This window comes from Bradyrhizobium sp. SZCCT0153 (assembly GCF_018129995.1).
Taxonomy (GTDB): domain Bacteria; phylum Pseudomonadota; class Alphaproteobacteria; order Rhizobiales; family Xanthobacteraceae; genus Bradyrhizobium; species Bradyrhizobium japonicum_G.
On sequence record NZ_JAFCKS010000004.1, the window covers coordinates 334,788 to 358,916 of the forward strand.

Below are 24,129 nucleotides of genomic sequence, written 5' to 3' on the forward strand. Positions count from 1 at the left end.
CGCGGCTCTTTGTTGCGTCTGCGAGCAGGCCATGGCTACGATTCCGGCCAATCGCAAAGCGCATCGTCCCCAGGGAAAACATCGATGAGACCGAACGGCCGTCACACCGCGGGCGCCAGCCAGCTGTCCGCCCTCCGTGCGTGGGCGATGGGCCTGCTCCTGCTGTCAGCTGTTGCCATCAGCCCGACCACCGCCAAGGCGGCGCCGAGCCAGGCGGCCGCGACGACGCACGTCTATCTGCTCCGCGGCGTGCTCAACATCTTCTCGCTCGGGCTCGACACCATCGGCGCCCGGCTCCAGGCGCAGGGCATTCCGGTGACGGTCGCGAATTTCGTGTCCTGGTCCTCGCTCGCGGATGAAGCCGCGACCGCCTACAAGGCCGGCCGGCTCAAGACCATCGTCCTGGTCGGGCATTCCTCGGGTGCGACCGCGCTGCCGGACATGATTGCCAAGCTCAACCAGCTCGGCGTGCCCGTGAAGCTCGCGATCGGCCTCGATTCCGTGTTCAAGACCAAGCTCTCGACCGGCGCCGAGCGCTACATCAACATCTATATCGGCGACGGCCCCGGCGAGCCGGTGCGGGCCGCGGCGGGCCTGCGCGGCAAGCTCGACAATGTCGACGTCCGCGGCTCCGGCGTCGGTCACATCTCGATCGACAAGAACGAGGCGATCCAGCGCCGCGTCATCGCCGAGATCGACGCCGCCATCATGCGCTCGCGCGCGCCGGCTGCTCACGTCGCCGAACCCGGCGCCCCCGCCGCGCCGCGGCAGGCGCGCTCGGCGGCGGCAACGGCGCCGCGGAACTGATCGTTAGCCAGGAATAGCCACTCATCACGCCGCCGTCGACTTCGTTGTCGGCGTCGTCGTCGTTTTGTCTTTCGCGAATGTGCCATCGCCAAAGAAGAGAAAGGCCCGCCGCGGTAGCGGCGAGCCCTTTCGAAGCGTTGAGCCCAGCTGCGGTTACTTCTTCTCGGGCACCCAGGTCGTGCTGGCCTTGTCGTACTTGAAGCCCGGGGCCTCCTTGAGGCTGTCCTTGGACTCGTCGAGCGTCAGCCACCATTTGTCGTTCTTCTTGGTGGTCTTGACCGCGCTGAAGGGAATGATGACGTCCTTCTCGCCGGCGCCCAGGAAGCCTCCGACGCCAAGGACAAGCCCAGTGATCTTGCCGGACTTGTCGACGAGCACGTCATCGATGTCGCCGATCTTGCTTTCCTTGGGATCGTAGACGGCCTGCTTGTAGTAGTTGGTCACCGTCCAGCTTTCCGACGGCGCCGATTTCACGGTGGTCGTTGCTGCATGGGCGGCAGTCGCGGCGGCAGCAGCGAGAGCACATGCCAAAGCCAGCTTTTTCATTTCGGTCTCCTCAGCTTGATCGATCGCGGTGGCAACATGCGGTTCAAGCGAAGGTTCCTGTCCGTCGAATTCAAGGAACTCGGCCCACAATCTGGTGTTGTTACACCATGGCAAAGAGACGAGACGTTGGCCCAATGACGGTTCAGCCCGAGCGAAACTGGGCCGCTCGGCCGGTCGCCGAAAATGCGCCTGAGAAAAAGCCGCGGCCACGATCGGACCGGTTGAGCGCGACGCGGGCCACCTCGTTAAGGCAGCATGCGCTCCGAACGCAGCGCGCGTTGCTCGCCGGCAAGAGCGACGGTCGCAGGAGCACCTCGAAATGATAAGCCGGTCTTTCGGCGTGCCGGCTGTTTGGGGTCAGAACACGTGAAGATATTTCAGTGCCCGTCATGTCGCCAACCTGTTTCGTTCGAGCACGTCGCGTGCGCGAATTGCAGCACCGAGCTGGTGTTCGATTCCGCGCGCATCGACATGACGAAACTTGCATCCAATCAGTCTTGCCGTAACCGCGAGATCATCGGCTGCAACTGGTGTGTCGAGGGTGCGGACTGGTATTGCGGCTCATGCCGCCTTACGCGCACCACACCAGACCTCGGCAGCACCAGAAACATCATGCTCTGGCGGCGCATGGAGGAAGCCAAGCGCCGTCTCCTCTACGACCTCGCTCGCCTGGGGCTTCCGCTTGCATCCCGCAGTGGCGCGCAATTGGCGTTCGACATACTCTCGGACGAAGCCAATCCGATTTTGACGGGGCATCTCTCGGGCCTGATCACGCTCAATCTCGCGGAGGCCGACGACGTCGAGCGCGAAGCGCGCCGCGTGGCGTTCCGGGAGCCGTACCGCACCCTGCTCGGACATTTCCGGCACGAGATCGGTCACTTCTATTGGGACCTCCTCGTCGACGGCACCACATTCCAGGCGCCGTTCAAGCTGATTTTCGGTGACGAGACCCAGGACTATCAGGCCGCGATCACCGGCTATTACGGCCGCACCGATCGTTCATACGACCGGCGCGGCTTCATCAGCGAATACGCCACCTCCCATCCCTGGGAGGATTGGGCGGAAACGTTCGCGCATTTCCTGCATATCGTGTCGACGCTCGACTCGCTGGCAGGTCTGCCGTTGTCCCTTGACGAGCGCGCCCGCCAGACCCTGACGGATCCCTATCTGGAGAGCGATTTCGAAGCGCTCCTGGCATTGTGGACGCCGCTCTCCCGCGGCATCAACGCGCTCAATCGCTCGCTCGGAATGAGCGACGCCTATCCGTTCGACATATCGCCGGCGGTGAAGGGCAAGCTGCATCTCGCGCACATGGCGATCAGCGCATTTCGTGATCAGCAGAGATTGGCGGCATAGCGCCGCGGAGAATGGCCCCGGTCATCTCAAGAACGCGCGAATGCTCTCCGCGATCTCCCGTGCATGCGTTTCCAGCGCGAAATGACCGGTGTCGAAGAACTGCACCACAGCGTTGGGATTGTCGCGCTTGAACGCCTCGGCGCCGGGCGGAATGAAGAACGGATCGTTCTTGCCCCAGACCGCGAGGAACGGCGGTTTGTGCGTGCGGAAATACTCCTGGAATGACGGATAGAGCGCGACGTTACTTTTGTAGTCGCCGAACAGATCGAGCTGTACGTCGTCCGAGCCCGGACGCGCCAGGTAGAAATTGTCGAGGTTCTGGCCGTCCGGCGACACCAGGGTCGCATCGGGAACGCCATGAGTGTACTGCCAGCGGGTCGCCTCCGGCGCGAGGAAGCCGCGCAGCGCCTCGCGATTGGCCGGCGACGGATCCTGCCAATAGGCCTTGATCGGCGTCCAGCCATCGCTGAGGCCGTCCTCATAGGCGTTGCCGTTCTGCGAGATGATCGCCGTGATCCGCTCGGGGTGGCGCAGCGCGAGCCGGAAGCCGGTCGGAGCGCCGTAATCAAACACGTAGACAGCGAAGCGATCGAAGCCGATCACCTCGGTGAAGCGCTCGATGACGTTCGCGATCTTGTCGAAGCTGTAGCGGAAGGTTTCGCGCGGGGGCATGTCGGACTGGCCGAAGCCGGGCAGGTCGGGCGCAACGATATGAAATTTGTCGGCGAGCAGCGGGATCAGGTCGCGGAACATGTGGCCGGCGCTCGGGAAGCCGTGCAGAAGTAGAAGCTTTGGCGCGCCCGAAGGCCCGGCTTCGCGATAGAACACCTTGAAGCCATCGACGTCTGCGGTGCGGTAGGTGGTCTGGGTCATGGCCGTCTCCGTTGCTCGAAGTAACCTGTTAAATGCCTAAAAATAGGTTATTAGTCCATATCGTAACTTGTCAATAGTCATTTTACAGGTTACTTGGTCGAGCCATCGTTCGAACCGGCCAGGGACCGCTCATGGACAGACCGCCTGCCATGTTCATCGCCGACTCGCTCGGCCTCGATTTCCTCAACTCGGTGGCGACACCGGTCGAAACGCCCGTCGATTGGATCGACGATGGTGACGGCCTGATCGACTGGCTCGCCCAGTCGAAGCTGGTGCCGGTCGATGAGCTCGCCGCGTTGCAGGCGCGCGCGGTGCCGGGAGAGCTGGACAAGGTCGCAAGCGAGGCGCGCGCCTTGCGCGAATGGTTCAGGGGCTTCGTGCGCAAGCATGCGGGCAGGCCGCTCACGGCGGCGGCTCTCAAAGAACTCGGTCCGTTGAACAGCTTGTTGGAACGCGACGAGACCTTCAGCCGGATCGAATCCGGACACGGCGATGGCGGCGCTCTTTCGCTGCATAGGAAGCGGCGATGGCGATCGCCCGAAGCGTTGCTGCTGCCGGTTGGCGAGGCGATGGCGAAGTTCGTCTGCGAGGAGAATTTTGCCGACGTGAAGGCGTGCGAAGGCCATCACTGCACGATGTTGTTCGCCGACCACACCCGCAGGCGCGCACGGCGGTGGTGCATCATGGCGGTCTGCGGCAACCGCGCCAAGCAGGCCGCGCATCGCAACCGGCTCAAGAGCAGGCAGTAATCGACGACGTCCCGGCGCCTCTGTAGCGGCCGACCTATCGCTTCCTGACCAGCTTGAGAGGACGAGCGGTTCTCTGGGTGCGGGGCTTGATCGCTTCAATTTGCGCATCGGGTGGGCCCAGGAAGCGGACGAGCATCGTCTTCAGGTGCGCCGCGCTCTGCTTGATATCCAGCGTCGGGTTGCGGATCGGCATCGCGCGGGATCCGTCGATGAGGGCGATCAGGACGTCCGCCGTCGCATCCGGATTCAGTCCCGGATCGACCCGTCCCTGGCTTTGTGCCTGCCGCAGGAAATCGCTCCACATGCGGCGCACCGTCTCGGTGTGGCGTTCGATGAGCTTGGCGAATTCCGGATTGCGGGCGGCCTCCGCGAGACCGTCCAGGTTGAGGATCTGCGCAGGGCGAAACCGCAGGCTGGTTTCCTCGATGTCGGTCAGCAGCGCCTCGATCACGTCGGGGGCGGCGAGAATTTTTTCGAAGCGCTCCGCCGCATGCGCGAGGCCCAGGTCGATCATCGCCTCGATGATCGCCTCCTTGCTCGGAAAGTAGTGATAGAGGTGGCCGGGACTGATGCCGGCCGCGGTGCAGATGTCTGTCGTGCTGGCGCCGCGGAATCCGTCTCTGATGAAGCAGCGGATCGCCGCGCCGAGGATCTCGCCGCGCTTCTGCTCATGCTTGACGGGGTCGACTTTCCTCAAACCGGACATCTCCATTCACACTCGCCCCGTTTAGCACGACGATTCGCCACGAGAAAATCAAAATTAGAGAGTTCCATCTATTTATGTTGACGGATGTTGCTGAACATGGGAGTGATTATTAGAGTGATCTATCTAATAATCTGTCGTTGCGGGAATGGGACCATGCGCTTTCCTCGGACGGTCCTGATGAGTGTCGCGCTGGCTCTCGGCGGGTGCGCGACCGCGCCGCTCGAGCGGGCCGGCTCGCTCAGGAGCTACGACCGGATGTCGGACGCGAACGGGCTGGTGACGCGATCGCAAATCCGCGTCAACAAGAAGGACGTGCTGGCGGCGAAAACGATCCGGATCGCGTCCACCGTCTTTCCCGCGCGCAACGATGTTGCGTTGAACCAAAAGGAGCGTCGCCTGGTTGCGAACGCCATCAGCCGCGAGCTGTGTCTGCGCTTGAGCGAACGCTTCCGCATCGTCTCTGCCGACGACGACGCCGACCTCACGGTGCAGGCGACGGTGACGCATGCCACGCCGACCAGCCCGACCGCTTCCGGCGCATCGAAGGCACTGTCGATTGCCAAGACGGTTGCACTTCCCGCCGTGCCTGTGCCGGTGCCGAGGCTTCCGGTCGGGCTCGGCAGCCTGTCGGTCGAGGCGGAGGCGCGCGACTTCGCCGGATTTCAGAAGGCGGCGATGGTCTGGGCGCGCAGCGCCAACTCCATCTCGAACTCGCCGCGGGTTGCCAACGAGGGCGATGCCTACGACCTTGCCGCCGATTTCGGCGCGGACTTCGCCAAGCTGGTCACATCGGGAGAATCGCCGTTCGGTGGAATCCCTGCGCTGCCTCCGATGGACAGCATTCCCGTCCGGCTCGGTGGTGCGCCCAAATATGTCGCGTGCGAAGCGTTCGGCCGATTTCCGGGCCTCACCGGTTTCGCAGGCCAGGGACTCGGCTTGCCGCCAGCCTGGACGGATTCCGGTGCCAAGGACAATTCACCTCCGGCACCAGCGCACGAGGTGAATTCAGGGCAGCCGCTCACGCAATGACCTCGACGCATTCTCTGCCGCGTTCGCCGCGGCGTCCGCCCGAGCGCTCGCCCTTGGCCGCCAATCCGTGCATGCCCTGGCCGCCATTGTCGTAATTGGACGACCCCGGTCGCGGTCGTCCAAGCGGTCTATCGGCAGGCGGGCTAGAGTGCCGCGAAGATTGTTTCGCCGACTTTGGAATGTCGCGTCCGATCAGGTCTTCGGATGTGACGGCTGGGGATCAACATGAAGAATTTTGCTATGGCTGCCCTGTTCCTTGCCTTCGGAACGGTGGCGGTCCTGGCCGCCGACCTCCCCGTCAAGGCGCGACCTGTGGTCATCGATCCCGGCTACAATTGGAGCGGCTTCTACGTCGGCGTGAACGGCGGCTATGCCTGGAATAACGCCAACGACGTCGTCGTTTCCGGCACCCCTGTGATCACGGTCTCGCAGCCCGGCGCGGTCCCCTTCGCCGTCGGCGGACTGCGGCCGGAGGGCTATCTCGTCGGCGGACAGGTCGGCTGGAATTACCAGTTCGGCGCCCGATTGGTCGGCATCGAGGGGGATTTCGATTTCGCCGACATCAAAGACTCCCGCAATGTCGATTTACCAGTGCTCGGACCGGCTGCCAGGACCAGCGCGAGCGAGAAGATCGACTTCTTCGGCACGGTGCGCGGCCGTCTCGGCGGAATCGTGTCGCAGCGGCTGCTGCTGTTCGCGACGGGCGGTCTCGCCTACGCCAACGTCAAGGACAGCACCAACATCAACGAGTTCTTCAATGCGCCGGTGATTGGACGGCAGTTCATCGCGAACGCCTCCGACCTGCGGTTCGGATGGACGGTCGGCGCCGGCGCAGAATGGGCCTTTGCCAGCAACTGGAGCGTCAAGGGCGAGTACCTCTATTACGATCTCGGCAGCCGCACGATCACGGGCTCCCAGACCAATCCGGTCGATACAGAGTTCGCGACCTACAGCTTCTCGACTCGCGGAAACATCGTGAAGGCGGGCTTGAACTACAGGTTCGACGGAGGCGGCCCCATTGTTGCAAGATACTGATCTCGGCTAAGACACCGATTGACCGCCGCCCGGGCGTTGCCTTGGCGCCGATTCTTGCCCCAAAAACCACCAAATCGACGGTCACTAAGCCGGGCAACGGGGGCTTCTGCTGCCCGGTGGTGGGACTGCGGACTAAATGATTGATCCAAGGCGACTTGTGGTGCTGTCAGCGGTTGCGCTGCTCGCCTTGAATCCCGGCCTGGCCGCAGGCTCGCCCGCCAAGTCGAAGCGGGCGGCAGTGGCGACCGTCGCGCCGCCTCCACCCCCGCCGGCCGAGCCGCTGCCGCCGCCGAAGATCTACCTGTTTCGCGGCGCCATGGGCCCGATCTTCTCGACCGGCATGGACCGGCTCGGCGAAAAGCTGACGAAGGCCGGCTTCTCGGCGGATGTCTACGAATTCACCATCTGCCGATGGATCGGCGATCGGGCCATCTCCAGCTACAAGGAGACGCCGGCGCCGATCGTGCTGATCGGCCACTCCATGGGCGGGCTGTGCTCGATCGTCATCTCCGAGATGGCGGCCAAGGAGAACATCCCGATCAGCCTCGTCATCACCATCGATCCCGCGCATGCGACCGGCGACGTGCCGCTCAATGTCGAGCGCTTCATCAACATCTTCCTGTCCGACAGCGTGCTCGGCGGCGGCGATGTCGTGGCCGTGCCCGGCTATCGCGGTCACTACGCAAGCTACGACCTCAAGGAGAACAGCCGCGTCTCGCACATCAATATCGAGAAGTCGGACGACATCCACCGCCAGATCGTCGAGATGGTGACGCAACTGCCGCGCATCCCGCCCCAGACCCAGGTCGATGCCGTGCCGCTGCGCTATCTCGTGCCGGCGGATACGCTGGTGGAGTTGTGGGATTCCGGCGTGCGGGTGCCTGTGCGCGCCGGCGACACCATGGGGAGCATCGCAGCCGCCCACCGCGTGCCGCTGTGGTCGATCGCGCAGAGCAACTCGCTGGCGGAGAACGCGCCGCTTATGCCCGGCCAGTCCATCATCGTCCCGCGTCATCTGACGCCGCTTGAGCCGATCGCCGCGATGGCGACGCCGCCGCCCGCGCCCGCTGGGCGGAAGTAGGAGAAGATCGGGCTGTCGCAGGCCAAGAAGTTGGATTCCCCTCCCACGCGCAGGGAAGCGCCACGCAGACATTCCGCGATACATGCTCGGCATGCGCATTTTCAGCAGATCGAGGTCACACGAGGAGATCGTGCGGCACATGAGACCCGGCTAAGCCGCCCACGACGTGAGTGCTATCGTCCAGATGCGGAACCTCGCCCGCTGTCGCGGCGCTACCATGTCCGCCGGCATGTGCCGCGCCTTCATGATGATCGAGCGGCGCTGGGAGATCGTCCACAAATGCGATGCTCGACCTCTCGATCGCCGGATTCAGGAAGTTGAAGGAATCGCCCAGTCCCGACGGATGTGCCTGCGCGTTTCCGTGTGGGCCGCCTGTGCCGCCTTCCGCGGAATGAAGTTGGTCATTGGGCCTGTCGGGCGCCGCCATCGAAGCATGACTGTGTTCGCTTGCCTGCGATGGAATCGAATGAGCGGTGCCGCCGTTCACGAGGCCTTTCTGGGAGGCGACATCAGGCGTATTGCCGGCGTCGGCAAGGTTCGCTCTGCTATGAGCCTCCGCAGCCTTGCCGTCACCGGGATGCTGGTCGATGGCAGGGAGCGCATCCGGCGCACTGAAAGCGACGGCATGATTTTGCTCCAGCATGCCGGTTGCGCTAATTCCCTTCGGATGGATGCTGTCGTCGGTCCAGGATGGTTCGAAGACAAATTTGAAGTGGTCCATCGATAGCGAATGGATTGCCGGCTCCGAGGTGCCGGGTTGTGTCGGAACCTCGTCCGGGGCGGAAGAGGTGATCTCCTTGCTCCCCCCGCTTTGATCCCGGTCAAAATCGAAGAGAAAGCTCACATCGATTGCGGTCGAGCTTCCGTCCAACGATACAGAGCCGCTACTGCTCTTCGCTTCGGTCGAGGCGTCGGAGGTGCTGAATGTCATGACCGCCGCGTCGCCTTGCGCGGCGGCGGCCGGATCGAGGGTGTCGTTCACCGCCAAGGCCGGTGCCGCGGTTTGATCCACGATGAAGTCCGCCGAATCGATGGTCGCGACGCCCTGGAGATGAACTTCCAGCAGGCTGGAATCGCCGATCTGGAGGGTTTGATCCGTCGGATTGACGTACACGATGGTTTCATTGGCTGAGCTGTCGTAAATCCAGGCGATGGTGTGCGGCGGCACGGACGTACTCGTCGAGCTCAATGCCAGGATCACGAATCCGAGCGCGCCGATCGCCGTCAAATCGATCTTGTCGGTTCCCGATATGAAATCGGTAATCGTATCGAAACGGCCGGCTCTTGAATCCGCCACCGACAGATAAGCGAAGACATCATCGCCGTTGCTGCCCGTGAGCTGGTCCGCGCCGAGCCCGCCGATGATGGTGTCGTTCCCGTTGCTGCCGTCTATATCGTCGTGTCCGGAGCCACCGTAGAGGACGTCATCGCCGTTATTGCCCTTGATCGTATCGTCGCCCGATCCGCCAAAGATGGTATCGTTCACGCCGGTGCCATTGAGAGTGTCGTCGCCGGCGCCTCCATAGACGATCTGGGAAATGCTGCCGCCACCGGCGATGGTCTCGCCCGCGGGGGTGCCGTAGACGAACGGGGGATCGGATACGACGGTGGCTCCCGTTGCCAGATTGTCGAAGTCATTGGGATCGGCGTCGCTGGCGCCGTGGATGGCGATCGTGATCTCTTGCGTGGTGCCGTCGATGCTCGTCACCGTGAAATGATCGGTGAGCGTATCGCCGACGTCGAGCGCGTCCACCACGCTGTTGTTGTTGTCCAGCGTATAAGTCCACAGCCCGGACGCGGTCATTGTAAAAGTGCCGTAGCCGCCGTCGCTTGCAGTAGGCGAGGTCACGGCCGTGAAAGTGTTGGCGGAGTTGTCGACGTCGGTATCGGTGAGCGTGCCGGTCGTGACAGGTGTGCCGGGAGTGACGCCGCCTGCTTCGAGCACCGAGCCCGTCGTCATCCCGGAAATGATGGCGGCGTCGTTGGCGCCGTTGATCGTAATCGTCACCACTTGCGGCGTGCCGTCGACGGTCGTCACGGTGAATTGGTCGATCAGGGTATCGCCGGCATTGAGCGCCTGCACCGTGGCGTTGCTGTTGTCGAGCGTGTAGACCCACGTGCCCAGTGCCGCCATCGTGAAGGTGCCGAAGCCTCCAGCACTCGGCTTGGGTGTGCTTACCGCGGTGAAGGTGTTGGAGGTGTCGTCGGGATCGGCGTCGTTCAACGTGCCGGTCGCAGTCCGCGTACCAGGCGTTCCGTCGGCTACGCCTCCGGCCTCGATCACAGAGCCGGTCGCCGTTCCGGAAATCACCGCAGCATCATTGCTGCCGTTGACGGTGATCGTCACCGTCTGCGCCGTGCCGTCGGCCGTGGTTACGGTGAAACTGTCTGTCAGCGTGTCGCCGTTGTTGAGCGCCTGCACCGCGACGTTGGTATTGTCGAGCGTGTAGCTCCACACGCCGGCCGTGGTGATGGTGAAGCTGCCATAGCTTTGTGCGCTTGCAGTCGGCGCGTTGACCGCCACGAACGCGTTGGCCGGGCTGTCGACATCCGCGGCGGCGAGCGTGCCCGTCGCGATCGGCGTGCCGGGCGAAGTGCCGCTCGCCTCGACGACTGAACCGGTCGCGGCCCCGGAGACGACGGCGGCGTCGTTGCTGCCCTGAATGGTGATCGTGACGATCTGGGGTGTTCCGTCGATGCTGGTCACGGTCAGGGTGTCGGTCAGGGTGTCGCCGACATTCAGGGCCTGTACCGTGCTGTTGCCATCGTCGAGCGTGTAGGTCCACACGCCGCCGGCTGTCATCGTGAAAGTGCCGTAGCCACCCGCGCTCCTGGTCGGCGAACTGACCGCCGTGAAGGTGTTGGGCGGATTGTCGACATCCGTGTCAGTAAGCGTGCCGGTTGCTGTCGGCATGCCCGGCACCGCGTTGGCGACGCCGCCCGCCTCTACCACCGTGCCGCCGGCGTTGCCCGAGATAATGGCCGTGTCGTTGACGCCTTTGATGGTGACTATGAAGGTTTGGCTCGTCGAGAGCCCGCCGTCCGATACGGTGACGACGAAGCTCGTGGTCGTCGGCGACGACAGGGCATTGATTGCATCGCTGTTCGGAACAAACGTGTAGGCGCCGGATGTGCTATTGAGATAGAGCGTGCCATACGGACCGGTCTGCGAAAGATCGAATGTGGCTCCATCCAGCACCGTGGTGCCGCCCGTCCCGCCGGCGAGACCGTAGGTCAACACGGCATTGAACAGGCTACTAGCGGTGAAGATCCCGCTTGTCGCGGTGAATTGGTCGTCGAATTTGAACGTATCGATTTCGGTTGGGCCGGCCGGCACGTTCAGTGTCGGCAGCGGGCGCTCGATCAAGGGGATGTTGAACGGCGCCACCATCGGAAGCAGGTTTGGCGGCGCAGTCGTGTTTTCCGACGTGAAATTGATGTGCTGCGGCGAAAGCGAGCCGGCGAAGGGTGGCGTGCTCGATCCTGTCGGACCTCGCGTGAGATTGGCGAGCACGTCCTGCTGAGCCGCCTGCAATTCCTCCATGCGAGCGGCACTGTTGGCGACCTGGTTCACGCTGACCGAGGAGCCGGTCTTGTGCAGGACGAAAGTCTCGCCCGGATCGTCGACGATGATATGTCGCGGCACCGGCTCCTTGGTGATGAGTTCGAATGTGCCGTGCTGAAGGTCTTTGTAGGTGATCGTGTCATCGTCCAGAAACGTGGCGTCCGGGTCTGCGGCCTGTGCGTCCTCCATCATGGAGAATGTCAACGCCGCAAGCGTCAGGATGCCGAAGCCCGTCGCATATGACCGGCCACGAACGCTCCCGACCGGCGTGTCGACTGTCAGAGTACCGCTGTTTGCCAGTCGGCCGGCGGCAAAAGCAAAGCTCCCGCTGCTGACCGCAACGACGGTCGAACCCGAAGTGACGTCGGAAGCGGAGGCGAATTCGCGCAACTCCATGCGAGCTTGGCCGGAGATGTCGAAGACCGTGTCGTCGAGAAGCCGAATTCCGATCTGTGCATCCGCAGCAGTTTCGATTATGTCACCGCGGCAGACAAGGTCGCCAATGCTGACCTGAATCGTCGCGCCGCCGTGGCGTATGAGGGTGACGCAACCGAATGCCCTTTGGACGATGCCGACGATCTGGAGAGGCAAAGCCGCAACGACCCCATTCTGGGGTCCAACGCCAAAAGCAACTGACATGGTCGTGGCCTCGCGTGCCGAATAACTCGGGCTCGGCGCGGTGCCGCGGTCTTCTTGTCGGTTTTGCTACGCCAAAGGCGAAATGCGCAATTTTTGGCGTTAGCAACCCCAGGCCTGCACGCCGAAGACGTTTGTTAAAAAACTGAACTCTATAGGTCTAGCCAGACTCTATAGGTCTGGCCAGGATGATAGCAGGTTCAGCGGAGATGCCTCTCCGCGACAGCAATTTGCGCTCTCAAGAAGTTGACGGTCGAGAGGCGCGAAATCTAGCTCTCTTTCGCTGGTCACGCAAACGGCTTGGGCCTAAGATCGACTAACGAAGAGATACGAAGAGATGCTTTGTCTGGAAGTCAGGTCCGTAAGGACCGATCCAGGTTGCAGATATTGACGATGCACGAATTGCGAGCTTGGCCGGGGGCTCATACAGCTCCCCTCAGGCGGCACGCAAACAAGATCTTCTCGGAAAGGGCGGGTCATGTGCAGACATACGATTGCAGTATTCGTGACTGGCCTCATTTGGGCATCCGCAAGTGTTCTTGCGGTGCAAGCGCAGGCTCAAGTCAATCCCGTGACACGCGGCCTTGAGGACGTCGTGCCAAGACCCATCGGCAAGGTCGTAGCCGTTACAGGTTCGGTTTCGATCGAGCACGCAGGTGCGGTCTTGGTCCAGGCGAAGCTTGGCGATCCGGCTGCTGAAACGAGGGCTGGCGATGTCGTGTATCTTCGCGACGTGGTGCGAACCGGAGCGGACAGCCGGGTCAGCATCAATTTCAGCGATGGCTCGTCGTTCAATCTGTCGAGCAACGCGCGTATGACCTTGGATGAATACGTGTATGAGCCGGACGGCAAGTCCAACGCAACGTTTTTCAATCTGGCCAGAGGAACGGCGACATTTGTCGCCGGCCAGGTCGCGAAGACCGGCGATATGAAGGTCGATACGCCCGTCGCAACGATGGGAATCCGAGGCACCACCCCGCGCATCGAAGTTTCGGACGACGGCGCGGTCAGGTTTTCGACTCTCATCGAAGAGGGCAAGAGCAAGTTGATGAAGAAGCGCGTCACTGCTGCAATGCCCGACCGGGGGAGCGGTCCAAGGCTGAACATTTGCAGGGGATGCTGAAGCGACACGGAAATGACTATCAGGGCCGCCATCATCGACCGCGTCGCGCCTATTCTCGTGATGCTGTCGCTCGGTTTGCCGGCGGCCGCGCAGCAGCCGCAGAAAAATAGTAACCTCAAGAGCATTGAGCAGTGCAACGGTACAGACCGTATTCCGGCCCAAGCCCGGATCGCCGGCTGTACGGCGCTCATCAATTCGGCTGATGCCAAGCCGGAGGCGCTGGCTGTGGCTTACAACAATCGTGGCAACGCCCATGCCGCAGCGGCGGAGTACGACCGTGCGATAAGCGATTTCGATCGAGCGATCGAGCTCGCCTCAGGCTATGTCAAGCCGGTGAATAATCGCGGCGTCGCCTATTTGAGGAAGGGAGCATATGAGGACGCGGTCAAGTCCTTCGACGAGGCAATCAGGCTCAACCCGGCTTATGGCAGCGCCTTCGCCAATCGCGCGGAAGCCCACTTGAAGCTGAACCGGTATGATCGGGCCGCGCTGGATTTCGACGAGGCCATCCGGCTCGATCCGAATTTGGCGTGGGCAAGAAGCGGACGCTGCTGGACCCGAGCGGTCATCGGCGATCTGCAGGCCGGGCTCGACGATTGCGACAGAGCGATCCAGTCGGGGTCGAACGATGCTGCGACATACGATTCACGCGCGCTGATCCATCTGAAGATGGGCCAGCTCGCCGCGGCGATCGACGACTACAGTTTTGCGTTGCGCCTGGCACCAAACCTGGCAAGCGCGCTCTATGGACGAGGACTTGCCAGGCTCAGGCAGGGCGACAATGCCGGCGGCGATCGCGACGTCTCGGCAGCAAAGCTCATCGACGTCAAAGTCGCCGACGAGTTCGCCCGCTACGGCGTGCAGTGACGTCAGGATTGGCCCACCGAAATTGGCGCTGGCCTGCTAGACGTTCGACCCGTGGATCGCGTCGATCACGGCGTCCGTCACTTCCTTCGTCGTCGCCTTGCCGCCGACATCGGGCGTCAGCACGCCCGCCGCGCAGACCCGCTCGACTGCGGCCATCAGCCGCATGGCCGAGTCCTTCTCGCCGAGATGCTCCAGCATCTGCGCGCCGGTCCAGAACGTCGCGACCGGATTGGCGATGCCCTTGCCGGTGATGTCGAAGGCCGAGCCGTGGATCGGCTCGAACATCGAGGGGAAGCGGCGCTGCGGATCGATGTTGCCGGTGGGCGCGACGCCGAGGCTGCCCGCCAGCGCGCCGGCGAGATCGGAGAGGATGTCGGCGTGCAGATTGGTCGCAACGATGGTGTCGAGGCTCTTCGGATGCAGCGTCATGCGCACGGTCATGGCGTCGACCAGCATCTTGTCCCAGGCGACGTCGGGGAATTCGGCGGCGACTTCGGCGGCGATCTCGTCCCACATCACCATGCCGTGGCGCTGCGCGTTCGACTTCGTCACCACGGTCAGGAACTTGCGCGGACGCGACTGCGCGAGCTTGAACGCGTAGCGCATGATCCGCGTCACGCCGACACGGGTGAACACCGCGACCTCGGTGCCGACCTCCTCGGGCAGGCCCCTGTGGGCGCGGCCGCCCATGCCGGCATATTCGCCTTCCGAATTCTCGCGCACGATCACCCAGTCGAGGTCGCCGACGCCGACATTGCGCAGCGGCGAGGCGACACCCGGCAAAATCTTGGTCGGCCGCACATTGGCATATTGGTCAAAACCCTGGCAGATCGGCAGCCGCAGCCCCCACAGCGTGATGTGATCGGGCACGTCGGGCGCGCCGACCGCGCCGAAATAGATCGCGTCGAATTTCTTGAGCTCGGCGAGACCATCGGCCGGCATCATCACGCCGTGCTTCTTGTAATAGTCCGAGCCCCAGTCGAACGTCTTGATGGTGAACGCGAGGTCGCCGCTGCGCTGCGCCAGCGCCTCCAGCACCCGGACACCGGCCGAGATTACCTCAGGGCCGATCCCGTCGGCGGGAATGGCTGCGATCGAATGTGTGCGCATGAGAATGCTCCGTTTGAGAGATCAGTGAGATTGCGGGACGGGTTCGACGGGTACGGGCTGTGCGCGCGACAATAGCAGGGTGACGGCCGCGGAGAGAACGAGCAGGCCGGCGACGAAGTAAAGCCCGCCGACAAAACTGCCGGTCCGGTCCTTGATCCAGCCGATCATGGCGGGACCGACGAAGCCGCCGAGATTACCGATCGAGTTGATGGTGGCGATGCCGGCCGCTGCCGCGGGACCGGACAGGAACAGCGTCGGCATGCTCCACAGCGGCGGCTTTGCGGAGGAAATGCCGATATTGACGAGGGCAAGCGCGACCAGCACGGCGACGACGCCGGTCGCAAGGCCGGCATAGGCGAGCCCGGCTGCGGCAATCAGGCAGGCCCACACGACATGCCAGGTGCGCTCGCCGGTGCGGTCCGAATGCCGCGCCCACAGGATCATGGCAACGACCGCGGCGGTTGCCGGCAACGCGTTGAGGAAGCCGACCTGAAGCGAGGACAGGCCGAACTGCTTGATGATCTGCGGGGCCCAGACGCCGAGCGTATAGAGCCCCGCCGAGGTGCCGAAATAGATCAGCGCCAGCGCCAGCACGCGTGGATCGGCAAGCCCGCGCCAGATGCTGTGGCTCGCGGTCGCGGCCTTGCTGGTGGTCTCCAGATTCATCGTCTCGACCAGCCAGCGCCGCTCGTCCTCCGCGAGCCATTTCGCCTTCTCCGGGCGATCGGTCAGGAAGCCCAGCACGACGAAGCCGAGCAGCACGGCCGGCAGCGCTTCCAGCACGAACAGCCATTGCCAGCCCTTGAGGCCGAGCATTCCGTCCATCTCCAGCAGCGCGCCGGAAACCGGCGAGCCCAGCACGGTCGAGAGCGGCGCGGCCGCCATGAACAGCGCGGTGACCGCGGCTCGCTGGCGCGCCGGAAACCAGTAGGAGAGATAGAGGATGATGCCGGGAAAGAAGCCGGCTTCGGCGACGCCGAGCAGGAAACGCAGCACGTAGAAGCTGGTCGGTCCCTGCACGAAGGCCATCGCGGCCGAGACCAAGCCCCATGTAATCATCACCCGTGCGATCCAGATCCGCGCGCCGATCTTGTGCAGGATGATGTTGGAGGGCACCTCGAACAGGAAATAGCCCCAGAAGAAGATGCCGGCACCGAAGCCGTAGACCGTGGGCGACAGGCCGATGTCCTTGTTCATCGTCAGCGAGGCAAAGCCGATATTGACGCGGTCGATGAAGGCCACGAAGTAGAGCAGCATGATGAAAGGAACGATGCGCAAGGTGATCTTGCGCAGTACGCGCGTCTGAATCTCGCTCGCCACCCTGGCCTCCCTGAATCCGGTTTGTCGTTATGCCGCAGTGAGCCTAGGCGTGAGCGGGAGGTTCGCTCAATTGGCGCTGGTTTATACAAAAAAATGATATAATCCTCGCCGGGCGAGACGAGAGGGTACGCGATGGAATTGCATCAGCTTCGATGCTTCGTGGCGGCGGCCGAACAGCTGCATTTCGGCCGCGCGGCGCAGCAGCTCCAGATGCTGCCCTCCGCGCTCGGGCGCCAGATCAGGCTGCTGGAACAGGATCTGGGCACGCGGCTGTTCGCGCGGACGACGCGTGCGGTGTCGCTGACGGAAGACGGCGCAACGCTCTTGCGCGATGCTCGCGCCATCCTCGCGCGGGTCGAGGCGGTCGAGAATAATCTGCGCAACCGTTCGCGTGCGGGGGCCGCGCGGCGGCTGCGGGTCGGTGCCATCGACAGCGCGGCGGCGGGATTGCTGCCGCCGCTGCTGCGTGATTTCCGCGACAAGCATCCTGACATCGCGGTGCAGCTTCTGGAGGACAAGACTGTCCGGCTGCTGCCGAAGATCCTGACCGGCGCGCTTGATCTTGCCTTCGTGCGCCCGCCGGTGCAGCCGGACAAGCGGCTCGAGTTCCGCGACCTTATCCAGGAGACTGCCATCGTGGCATTCCCGCAGCGCCACGCGCTGGCCGGGAAGAAGTCGGTCACGCTGGCCGAGATCGCCGACGAAGCGATGCTGGTGCCGGACCGCCGCTCGCGGCCGCATAGCCACGACCTCACCATCAAGCTGTTCGAGCAGGCGGGCCTCACTCCGCGCATCGTGCAGGTCGCCGACGAGAAGCAAACCATCATCCATCTGGTGGCAACCAGGCTCGGGGTCGCGATCGTGCCGCGCTGGACCACGCGGATGGCAGTGACGGGCGTGCGCTTCGTGCCGCTGCGGCCGAAGCAGAGCGGTCCCGTCGGCCGACTGCCTCTTGCCGCCGCTTGGATGCGCGGCTCGCGCGATCCGGCCCGCGATGCAATGCTGTCGGTGCTCGAGGCACGCCTGCGCAGCTATGCGCGGGAGGCGTGAGGAGCTATGACGTTGGCGTGGACAGAAGGTGTGATGTGATGAGCCGTCAGAAAGCTTCGAACGAGTTGCGGGTGGCCATTGCAGGGCTGGGCTCGATCGGCACCAGGATCGCGACCGCGCTCGATCAGGGCATCGAGGGGCTGACATTGTCCGCCGTCGCCGTGCGCGATCCCGCCAAGCATCAAGCCTTTCTGGGTGGCCTGCGCCGCCTGCCGCAGGTGCTGCCGATCGACCGGCTCGGCGAGGCCGCCGACATCGTGGTCGAATGCGCGCCGAGCAGCCAGTTGCGTGCGATCGTCGAGCCCGCGGTGAAGCGCGGCAAGGCCGCGGTCGTCGTCAGCGTCGGCGGGCTGCTCGACAATTTCGATCTGGTCGATCTCGCCCGCGCCAATGGCGGCCGCATCATCGTGCCGACGGGCGCGCTGATCGGGCTCGATGCCGTCAATGCCGCCGCGATTGGCACCATTCATTCGGTGAGGATGGTGACGCGCAAGCCGATCGATGGCTTGAAGGGCGCGCCGTTCATCGTCGAGAACAACATCGACATCGACAAGCTGCGCGAGCCGCTCAAGCTGTTCGAGGGCACGGCGCGCGAGGCCGCAAAGGGTTTTCCCGCCAATCTCAACGTCGCGGTCGCGCTGTCGCTCGCCGGTGTCGGGCCCGACCGCACAATGGTGCAGATATGGGCCGACCCAGGCGTGACGCGCAACGTTCATCGCGTCGAGGTCGAGGCCGATTCGGCGCGCTTCTCGATGTCCATCGAGAACATCCCGTCGGAGAATCCCAAGACGGGATTGATCACGGCACTCTCAGTGGTCGCGCTGCTGCGCAAGCAGCGCGCCACGCTGTGCGTCGGGACGTAACCTTTACGCGCCTGTGACGCGCCAGATCACGTTGCCGACGTCGTCGGCCATCAGCAGCGACTTCTTGTCGGGACCGATCACGACGCCAACCGGGCGGCCGTAGGATTCCTTCTCGTCCGGCGCGAGGAAGCCCGACAGGATGTCGCGCGCCGGGCCGGAGGGTTTGCCGTTCGCGAACGGGATGAACACCAGTTTGTAGCCGGACAGCGTGCTGCGATTCCACGAGCCGTGCTGGCCGATCGCCATGCCGTCGGGGAAACCGGGCAGCGTGCCGGCGGGCATCCAGCACAGGCCGAGCGAGGCGGTGTGGCCGCCGAGCGCGTAGTCCGGCGTGAGCGCCTTGGCGACCATCGTCGGATCCTGCGGCACGCGGTCGTCCACCGTCTTGCCCCAGTAGCAATAGGGCCAGCCGTAGAAGCCGCCGTCGCGCACTGAGGTGAGATAATCCGGCGGCGTCTCGTCGCCGAGGCCGTCGCGCTCGTTGACGACGGTCCAGAGCACGTTCGTGTTCGGCTCCCAGGCAAGGCCGACCGGGTTGCGCAGGCCGGCACCGAAGATGCGATGCGTGCCGGCGAGGAGATCGAGCTCATAGACCGCGGCGCGGCCTTCCTCGACCTCCATGCCCATCTCGGCAATGTTGCTGAGTGAGCCGACGCCCGCATAGAGCTTCTTGCCGTCGGGGCTTGCGAGCAGGCTGCGCGTCCAGTGCCCGCTAGGCTTGAAGGTGGTGAGCCGCTTGCCTGGCGCGGTGATGCTGTCGGCATTCGCGACGTAAGGAAAGGCCATCACGCCGTCGGTGTTGCCGACATAGAAGGTGTCGCCGACCAGCGCCATGCCGAACGGCTGGCTGAGGTTTTCCATGAAGGCGCCGCGAACTTCGGCGACGCCGTCACCGTCCTTGTCGCGGAGCAGCGTGATGCGGTTGGCGGAAACGCCGAGCGCGGCGGCGCGCCGCATCGTCGCCTGCATCGCGTAGTGAAACACGGATCGCGGGGCGCCTGCGATCTGCGTCGCTTCCGCGATCAGCACGTCGCCATTGGGCAGCACCTCGATCCAGCGCGGATGGTCGAGGCCGGTTGCGAACGCGTTGACCTTGAGCCCGGCGGCTGCCGTCGGCTTCTGCCCTTCGCTCCAGCCGCGCGCGGTCGGCATCTTCAGGGTCGGGATCGCGCCTTGCGGTTTGGCTTCGGGAATGGCGGGCGCGTGGCCCCAGGCGGGCGCGGGCTGGGTCCCCGTCAGCTTCCGCCATTGCAGCGCGATGCCGCCGAGGAGCGCGACGAACTGCGCAAAAATGCTGGAAAAATTCATGAGAAGCCCCTGTCGAACCTGCGGCACTGTCCGACGCCGGATCGCACCAGGCCCCGCGCGGGCTCAGGCCTGATCGTCGACCTCCTCAGATCCACGATGGATGTCGTCGTGCCTCGTTGCGCGCGCATCCAACTTGGTCGCGGTAAAAAGGTCAACCGTGGCGGAACTCAGCAGAGGTCTATTCCCGTGGAATGGCTGCCGGCCGAATTTGCATAGGGGCGGGGATCAGCGTTGGACTTGCCGTTCCAGCCGTCGCGCCGTCCGAAAATCCTCGAGGTGATGGACGTTCGGCGCAAGCGCAGCTTCCTTGGAGAGCAGGTGATAGACCCGCGCGACCGTGCGCTGCTTCTGCTTCGGCCGCCCGGGCGGCAGCGCCCGCGCCTTGCGCACGGAGGCGATCGCGTGCTCGCGAAAATAATCGTAGGCGTCCGACATGGCTCGATGCTCTGCGGTCTGTGCAGGTGTCGAGAAGTTAACGGGCTTGGGAAAAGGTGGTTCCTGGCTGAATGTTTCGGGCGTACCTGCCCTCAGCGCGGCGACAGGAACGGGATGATCATCGGCACGCGGCGGCAATAGGCGCCGTAGGCGTCCTCGCCGAGCTCCTTGGACAGGAACACTTCTTCCATCCGGCCCTTCTGCCACATGCCGAGCGAGATCAGGATCGCGCCCAGGATCGTCGTGACCATGCCGATCGCGATCCCGGTGACGAGCATGCCGAAGATCAACCCAGTGTAGATCGGGTGACGCACGATGCCGTAGGGGCCGGTGTCGATGACGCGGTGGTCTTCTTTGTGGGTGATGGTGTTGGACCAGAACTTTCCGAGATGCAGCCGGCCCCACCAGGCGAAGGCGATGCCGGCGATCGACAGCATCGCGGCGACATAGATGCCGCTGTCGCCGAGCACCCAGAGCGGCTTCCAGCCCAGGAGCTCCGCAACCCACGGCGTGTACAGGATGCCGCCGACCAGGATCGGCAGGCTATAGCGCTGCGACTCCAGCGTCATGACCTGCTTCTTGGTCCGGCCCTGCCAGAACGAGGCGCCCACCCAGCTGGCGAGAAAGGCGAGCCAGATCAGAGCCAGCAGTTCGGTCGGCCAGGTCGTGGTCCAGCCACCCCAGGCGACAGAGAGAAGCTTGCTGAAATCGAAGGACATGCGGAAAGGTTCTTTGGGTTGGGCGGCAGCTCAGCTGGCGCGCGAGGAGAGCGCGTGATGCTCGATGGCGCCGGAAGCGGGCGCGACGCCGCGGGCGAGAAGATGGGTGATGGTTTCGCGCAACACGGGCTCGATCGGGCGCGGCGAATAGCCGAGCTCGGTGCGCGCCTTGCCGATCGAGAGGTCGCTCGCGGCGAGCGCAATGCGCACGCCCTCGGCGGTGCCGTTGGGCGGCCGGCGCGTGATGTGGTCGGAGACGTATTCGAGCATGATCGCGGAGAGCTCGGCGATTTTGCCGGGCACGACGACCGGAAACTGCCGGCGCCCGCTCATCGCCGACATCATCCGCAGGATGTTGCCGAGCGGGACGCAGTCGCCGCCGAGGATGTAGCGCTGGCCGATGCGGCCGCGTTCCATCGTCAGCACGAGGCCCATGGCAACGTCGCGGACGTCGACGAGGTTGACCGGGAAGTTGAGGTGCGGCTGCACCTTCTTCTGCAGGAAGTACCACAGCATCGCGGTCGGCGGCGTCAGGTTGTGGTCGGCGGCGCCGATCGGCATGGTCGGCGTGCCGATCACCAGCGGGAAGCCTGCAGCCGCGGCCTTCGCGGCGCAATGCTCGGCCAGCGACTTCGACCGCGTATAGGCGCCCGGCATCGCATCGGCCCGCTGCAGCGCCTCTTCGGCGGGAACACCGCCCAGGTCGGAATAGCGGAACAGGATCGATTCCGTCGAGCAGTGCAAGAAGCGCGACACGCCGCGCTGCATCGCGGCCGCGAGCACGATTTCGGTACCGCGGCAATTGACGTCATGAAAGGCCTGCTTGTCGGCGACCCACATGCCGGGCAGGCCGGCGAGGTGATAGACCTGATCGACGCCGGCCAGCGCGGCATCGACCGCGGTGCTGTCCAGCACCGAGCCATGGGCATATTCAACGTCGGCATGCGCCGCGTCCGGCGCACGGACATCGAGAACACGCACCCGATGCCCACGGGCGCGGAGCGCTTCGACGAGATGATGTCCGATGAAGCCACTGCCACCGGTAACCAGTACGAGAGCCATGCAGAAGGTTTGCTGTTTCGCTTCGAGGACTATCGGGTTGAAAGGGAATTGGTGGGAAGAGGCGCCAGAATCGCGGCAAGGTCGCGACGGAAGCCCAATGCAATGAATAATTTTGCCATGACAAACATCGGTCCAAGCAGGAAATGCGTGGGGTGGTCGACCATCGACGGCTGCCGCTCCTCGAAAACCTTGTGGCCGACGACCTGCGCTGCGACGCCAAATCCGATCAGCACCGCAAAAATCGACCACATCATGACGATCGAGACCTGATTTCCGATCGCGGTTGCGACCGAAAGCAGCACGATCATCGCGGCGAGGATGCCAAGCCCGATCCCGGCGTCCAGCATCAGCCAGTAAACCAGCACCGGCAGGGCCAGAATCACGGCCAGACTCACCTCGATCCCGAAGATCGGGAAATGCACGAAGGTCAGCGGCAGCACGGCGCCGGTGAAGAGCAGGAGGATGCCGACCACGTGCATCGCGCAGTTCCAGGGATCGCGATGATATTCGACGTAGTCGGCCAGTTGACGTTGAAAATAACTGGCCATCTCGGTCTCGTGCAGCATGGGGTCGGGGAAGGTCGAAAAAAGCCTATAGCACCTGATAGGGCGGTGCACAAACCGGCACTATTGTCGCGCAAAACCGTTCTGTCGCGCCGTGGGACAGGTCACAAACGATCGGGACTTCAAAGGGTTCCGTCAGGCGCCGGGCACGTATGATCAGCGCTTCTTGGCGGGCTTTTTCGTCGCAGGCACAGGTGTCGCAACCGGACGCGCTGGCGCGTCATCCGGCAGCTTGGCGTAGGTCAGAATCTGCAACTGGCCGTTGACGGCCGAAGTCGGCTTGGCGCGGTCGATAAACTGCTCCTCGCCGAGGCCGATTGGGTGCAGCCGCTTGGTCGAGATCTTAAACGTGTTCACCAGCACGTCGCGGATCGCGTCCGCCCGGCGCTGGCTCAGGATCGCGTTGGCCTCGCGCGTCTTCGCATTGGATTCGACGTGGCCGACGATCAGGAAGGTGTAGGGCAGCAGGGAGGCGTGAACCAGCGCGTCGGCAATGCGGCCGACGGTCTGGTAGGACGTCGGCTGGATGATCGGCGTGTCGGCGTCGAACTGGATCTGCGCGGTGAAGGTCGGCAGGCTGGCGAGGTCTGGCGCGATCAGCGGCCGGTTCACCGGACCCGGGTCGTTCTTGATCCTGGCCTTGGCCCGCTCCATCACCTGCTGCTTCAGCGCGGGGATGTCGACCTCGGCGGCCTGTTCGAAATGGTTGAGCTTGCCGACGATGTCGTCGCGGGTCGGCGGCGCCGTTTGCGCAGCTGCCGCGTCCGCGAGCAAGGCGAGGCCGAGCGTGATGCAGAGTCCGGCGGTCGACAGCCTGTTCGCGCGCATCAGCGGTACCCCGCGTCGTCGACGGCCTTCAGGCAGTTGTTGCTGATACCCTTGGGCGTCGAGACCAGGCAGGGGACCGATTTGCTGGTTTCCTTGGTCGAGCCGCCGCAGACCTTGACGATCTCGCGCTGGCAGACGTTCGCCACGGTGACGCGGGCGGCAACGCGCTTCTGGATCGCGTCGAAGGCACCGAGATAGTCGCTCTGGCACTGCTGGGACAGCACGTCGCGGTTGCGCGACAGGCATTCCTTCAGCCGGGTCGAGTCCGGATTGACGCCGCGGCAATTGGCGACGATTTCCGCGCCGCAGCTCTTGGCCAGGAGCCCGAGCGAATCGCCAAAGCTCATGGTCTCCGCCGCCGCAAGCGACGGCATAACCAATGCCAGCACGATCGATGTGACGGAGCCCCGGACCATGGGCGCATCTGATACGGGGAAGTTCGCGATGGTCAAGGGGCGGGGAGGGAAGAAAGATGGCGCCGTAACGCTGCCGCAACAG

General features: G+C 63.9%; 23 protein-coding genes. 10 read left to right on the forward strand and 13 right to left on the reverse strand.

Going from position 1 to position 24,129, the window contains the following annotated elements; genetic code table 11:
- Nucleotides 1-84: 84 nt before the first annotated feature.
- Entirely contained in the window at nucleotides 85-807 is a 723-nt protein-coding gene (locus JQ572_RS19995) for a hypothetical protein (RefSeq protein ID WP_211384529.1), read from the forward strand.
- Between the two features lie 153 nt (nucleotides 808-960).
- On the opposite strand, the gene JQ572_RS20000 is transcribed toward JQ572_RS19995, so the two are convergent.
- On the reverse strand, nucleotides 961-1,353 hold the full coding sequence (locus JQ572_RS20000; RefSeq protein ID WP_211384530.1) for a PRC-barrel domain-containing protein: 393 nt from the start codon (nucleotides 1,351-1,353) through the stop codon (nucleotides 961-963).
- Nucleotides 1,354-1,719: 366 nt separating this feature from the next.
- On the opposite strand from JQ572_RS20000, the gene JQ572_RS20005 reads away from it, so the two are divergent.
- Nucleotides 1,720-2,709 (forward strand): zinc-binding metallopeptidase family protein, encoded by a 990-nt coding sequence (locus JQ572_RS20005; RefSeq protein WP_211384805.1) that lies wholly within the window; start codon nucleotides 1,720-1,722, stop codon nucleotides 2,707-2,709.
- Nucleotides 2,710-2,730: 21 nt separating this feature from the next.
- On the opposite strand, the gene JQ572_RS20010 is transcribed toward JQ572_RS20005, so the two are convergent.
- Nucleotides 2,731-3,582 (reverse strand): alpha/beta fold hydrolase, encoded by an 852-nt coding sequence (locus tag JQ572_RS20010; protein WP_211384531.1) that lies wholly within the window; start codon nucleotides 3,580-3,582, stop codon nucleotides 2,731-2,733.
- A 131-nt stretch (nucleotides 3,583-3,713) separates the two neighbouring features.
- Here JQ572_RS20010 and JQ572_RS20015 point away from each other — a divergent pair, with 131 nt between their 5' ends.
- Nucleotides 3,714-4,331 carry a CGNR zinc finger domain-containing protein gene (locus JQ572_RS20015; protein ID WP_211384532.1) on the forward strand — a complete coding sequence of 206 codons (618 nt, stop codon included), beginning with the start codon at nucleotides 3,714-3,716 and terminating at the stop codon, nucleotides 4,329-4,331.
- A 34-nt stretch (nucleotides 4,332-4,365) separates the two neighbouring features.
- On the opposite strand, the gene JQ572_RS20020 is transcribed toward JQ572_RS20015, so the two are convergent.
- A complete protein-coding gene (locus JQ572_RS20020) occupies nucleotides 4,366-5,043 on the reverse strand; it encodes a TetR/AcrR family transcriptional regulator (RefSeq protein WP_211384533.1) in 678 nt (225 codons plus the stop codon).
- A gap of 171 nt (nucleotides 5,044-5,214) precedes the next feature.
- Between JQ572_RS20020 and JQ572_RS20025 the strand changes: the two genes are divergently transcribed.
- From JQ572_RS20025 to JQ572_RS20035, 3 genes are all read left to right on the forward strand, one after another.
- Nucleotides 5,215-6,066 (forward strand): DUF3313 domain-containing protein, encoded by an 852-nt coding sequence (locus tag JQ572_RS20025; protein WP_211384806.1) that lies wholly within the window; start codon nucleotides 5,215-5,217, stop codon nucleotides 6,064-6,066.
- Nucleotides 6,067-6,291: 225 nt separating this feature from the next.
- On the forward strand, nucleotides 6,292-7,101 hold the full coding sequence (locus JQ572_RS20030; protein ID WP_211384534.1) for an outer membrane protein: 810 nt from the start codon (nucleotides 6,292-6,294) through the stop codon (nucleotides 7,099-7,101).
- A gap of 136 nt (nucleotides 7,102-7,237) precedes the next feature.
- Complete coding sequence (locus JQ572_RS20035; RefSeq protein WP_211384535.1) at nucleotides 7,238-8,182, forward strand: LysM peptidoglycan-binding domain-containing protein; 945 nt, start codon at nucleotides 7,238-7,240, stop codon at nucleotides 8,180-8,182.
- A 115-nt stretch (nucleotides 8,183-8,297) separates the two neighbouring features.
- Here the strand turns inward: JQ572_RS20035 and JQ572_RS20040 are convergent, their stop codons facing one another.
- A complete protein-coding gene (locus JQ572_RS20040; RefSeq protein WP_211384536.1) occupies nucleotides 8,298-12,386 on the reverse strand; it encodes a VCBS domain-containing protein in 4,089 nt (1,362 codons plus the stop codon).
- A gap of 502 nt (nucleotides 12,387-12,888) precedes the next feature.
- On the opposite strand from JQ572_RS20040, the gene JQ572_RS20045 reads away from it, so the two are divergent.
- Together JQ572_RS20045 and JQ572_RS20050 are read left to right on the forward strand one after the other, a co-directional pair.
- Nucleotides 12,889-13,506 carry a FecR family protein gene (locus JQ572_RS20045; RefSeq protein WP_315986369.1) on the forward strand — a complete coding sequence of 206 codons (618 nt, stop codon included), beginning with the start codon at nucleotides 12,889-12,891 and terminating at the stop codon, nucleotides 13,504-13,506.
- A 60-nt stretch (nucleotides 13,507-13,566) separates the two neighbouring features.
- The gene (locus JQ572_RS20050) at nucleotides 13,567-14,373 is read left to right on the forward strand and encodes a tetratricopeptide repeat protein (protein WP_249129163.1); all 807 of its coding nucleotides are present in this window, start codon (nucleotides 13,567-13,569) and stop codon (nucleotides 14,371-14,373) included.
- Nucleotides 14,374-14,409: 36 nt separating this feature from the next.
- On the opposite strand, the gene JQ572_RS20055 is transcribed toward JQ572_RS20050, so the two are convergent.
- Together JQ572_RS20055 and JQ572_RS20060 are read right to left on the reverse strand one after the other, a co-directional pair.
- Nucleotides 14,410-15,483, reverse strand: a complete 1,074-nt coding sequence (locus JQ572_RS20055; RefSeq protein WP_211384539.1) for a tartrate dehydrogenase — start codon at nucleotides 15,481-15,483, stop codon at nucleotides 14,410-14,412.
- Nucleotides 15,484-15,504: 21 nt separating this feature from the next.
- Entirely contained in the window at nucleotides 15,505-16,803 is a 1,299-nt protein-coding gene (locus tag JQ572_RS20060; protein ID WP_211384540.1) for an MFS transporter, read from the reverse strand.
- Nucleotides 16,804-16,935: 132 nt separating this feature from the next.
- Between JQ572_RS20060 and JQ572_RS20065 the strand changes: the two genes are divergently transcribed.
- On the forward strand, nucleotides 16,936-17,853 hold the full coding sequence (locus JQ572_RS20065; protein ID WP_211384541.1) for a LysR family transcriptional regulator: 918 nt from the start codon (nucleotides 16,936-16,938) through the stop codon (nucleotides 17,851-17,853).
- Between the two features lie 38 nt (nucleotides 17,854-17,891).
- Nucleotides 17,892-18,716, forward strand: coding sequence for an aspartate dehydrogenase (locus JQ572_RS20070; protein ID WP_211384542.1), 825 nt, complete (start codon nucleotides 17,892-17,894; stop codon nucleotides 18,714-18,716).
- Nucleotides 18,717-18,719: 3 nt separating this feature from the next.
- Here the strand turns inward: JQ572_RS20070 and JQ572_RS20075 are convergent, their stop codons facing one another.
- The 7 genes from JQ572_RS20075 to JQ572_RS20105 form a co-directional block, all read right to left on the reverse strand.
- On the reverse strand, nucleotides 18,720-20,024 hold the full coding sequence (locus JQ572_RS20075) for a PQQ-dependent sugar dehydrogenase (protein WP_211384543.1): 1,305 nt from the start codon (nucleotides 20,022-20,024) through the stop codon (nucleotides 18,720-18,722).
- 225 nt (nucleotides 20,025-20,249) lie between these two features.
- Nucleotides 20,250-20,459 carry a hypothetical protein gene (locus tag JQ572_RS20080; RefSeq protein ID WP_211384544.1) on the reverse strand — a complete coding sequence of 70 codons (210 nt, stop codon included), beginning with the start codon at nucleotides 20,457-20,459 and terminating at the stop codon, nucleotides 20,250-20,252.
- Nucleotides 20,460-20,551: 92 nt separating this feature from the next.
- Nucleotides 20,552-21,178: a methyltransferase family protein gene (locus JQ572_RS20085; protein ID WP_211384545.1), complete on the reverse strand. Its 627-nt coding sequence runs from the start codon at nucleotides 21,176-21,178 to the stop codon at nucleotides 20,552-20,554.
- 30 nt (nucleotides 21,179-21,208) lie between these two features.
- On the reverse strand, nucleotides 21,209-22,240 hold the full coding sequence (locus tag JQ572_RS20090; RefSeq protein ID WP_211384546.1) for an NAD-dependent epimerase/dehydratase family protein: 1,032 nt from the start codon (nucleotides 22,238-22,240) through the stop codon (nucleotides 21,209-21,211).
- A gap of 29 nt (nucleotides 22,241-22,269) precedes the next feature.
- Entirely contained in the window at nucleotides 22,270-22,806 is a 537-nt protein-coding gene (locus JQ572_RS20095) for an Mpo1 family 2-hydroxy fatty acid dioxygenase (RefSeq protein WP_211384547.1), read from the reverse strand.
- Nucleotides 22,807-22,959: 153 nt separating this feature from the next.
- Complete coding sequence (locus JQ572_RS20100) at nucleotides 22,960-23,631, reverse strand: OmpA family protein (RefSeq protein ID WP_211384548.1); 672 nt, start codon at nucleotides 23,629-23,631, stop codon at nucleotides 22,960-22,962.
- Nucleotides 23,631-24,047, reverse strand: coding sequence for a hypothetical protein (locus JQ572_RS20105; RefSeq protein ID WP_211384549.1), 417 nt, complete (start codon nucleotides 24,045-24,047; stop codon nucleotides 23,631-23,633). The genes JQ572_RS20100 and JQ572_RS20105 overlap by 1 nt, the downstream gene beginning before the upstream one ends.
- Nucleotides 24,048-24,129 lie beyond the last annotated feature (82 nt).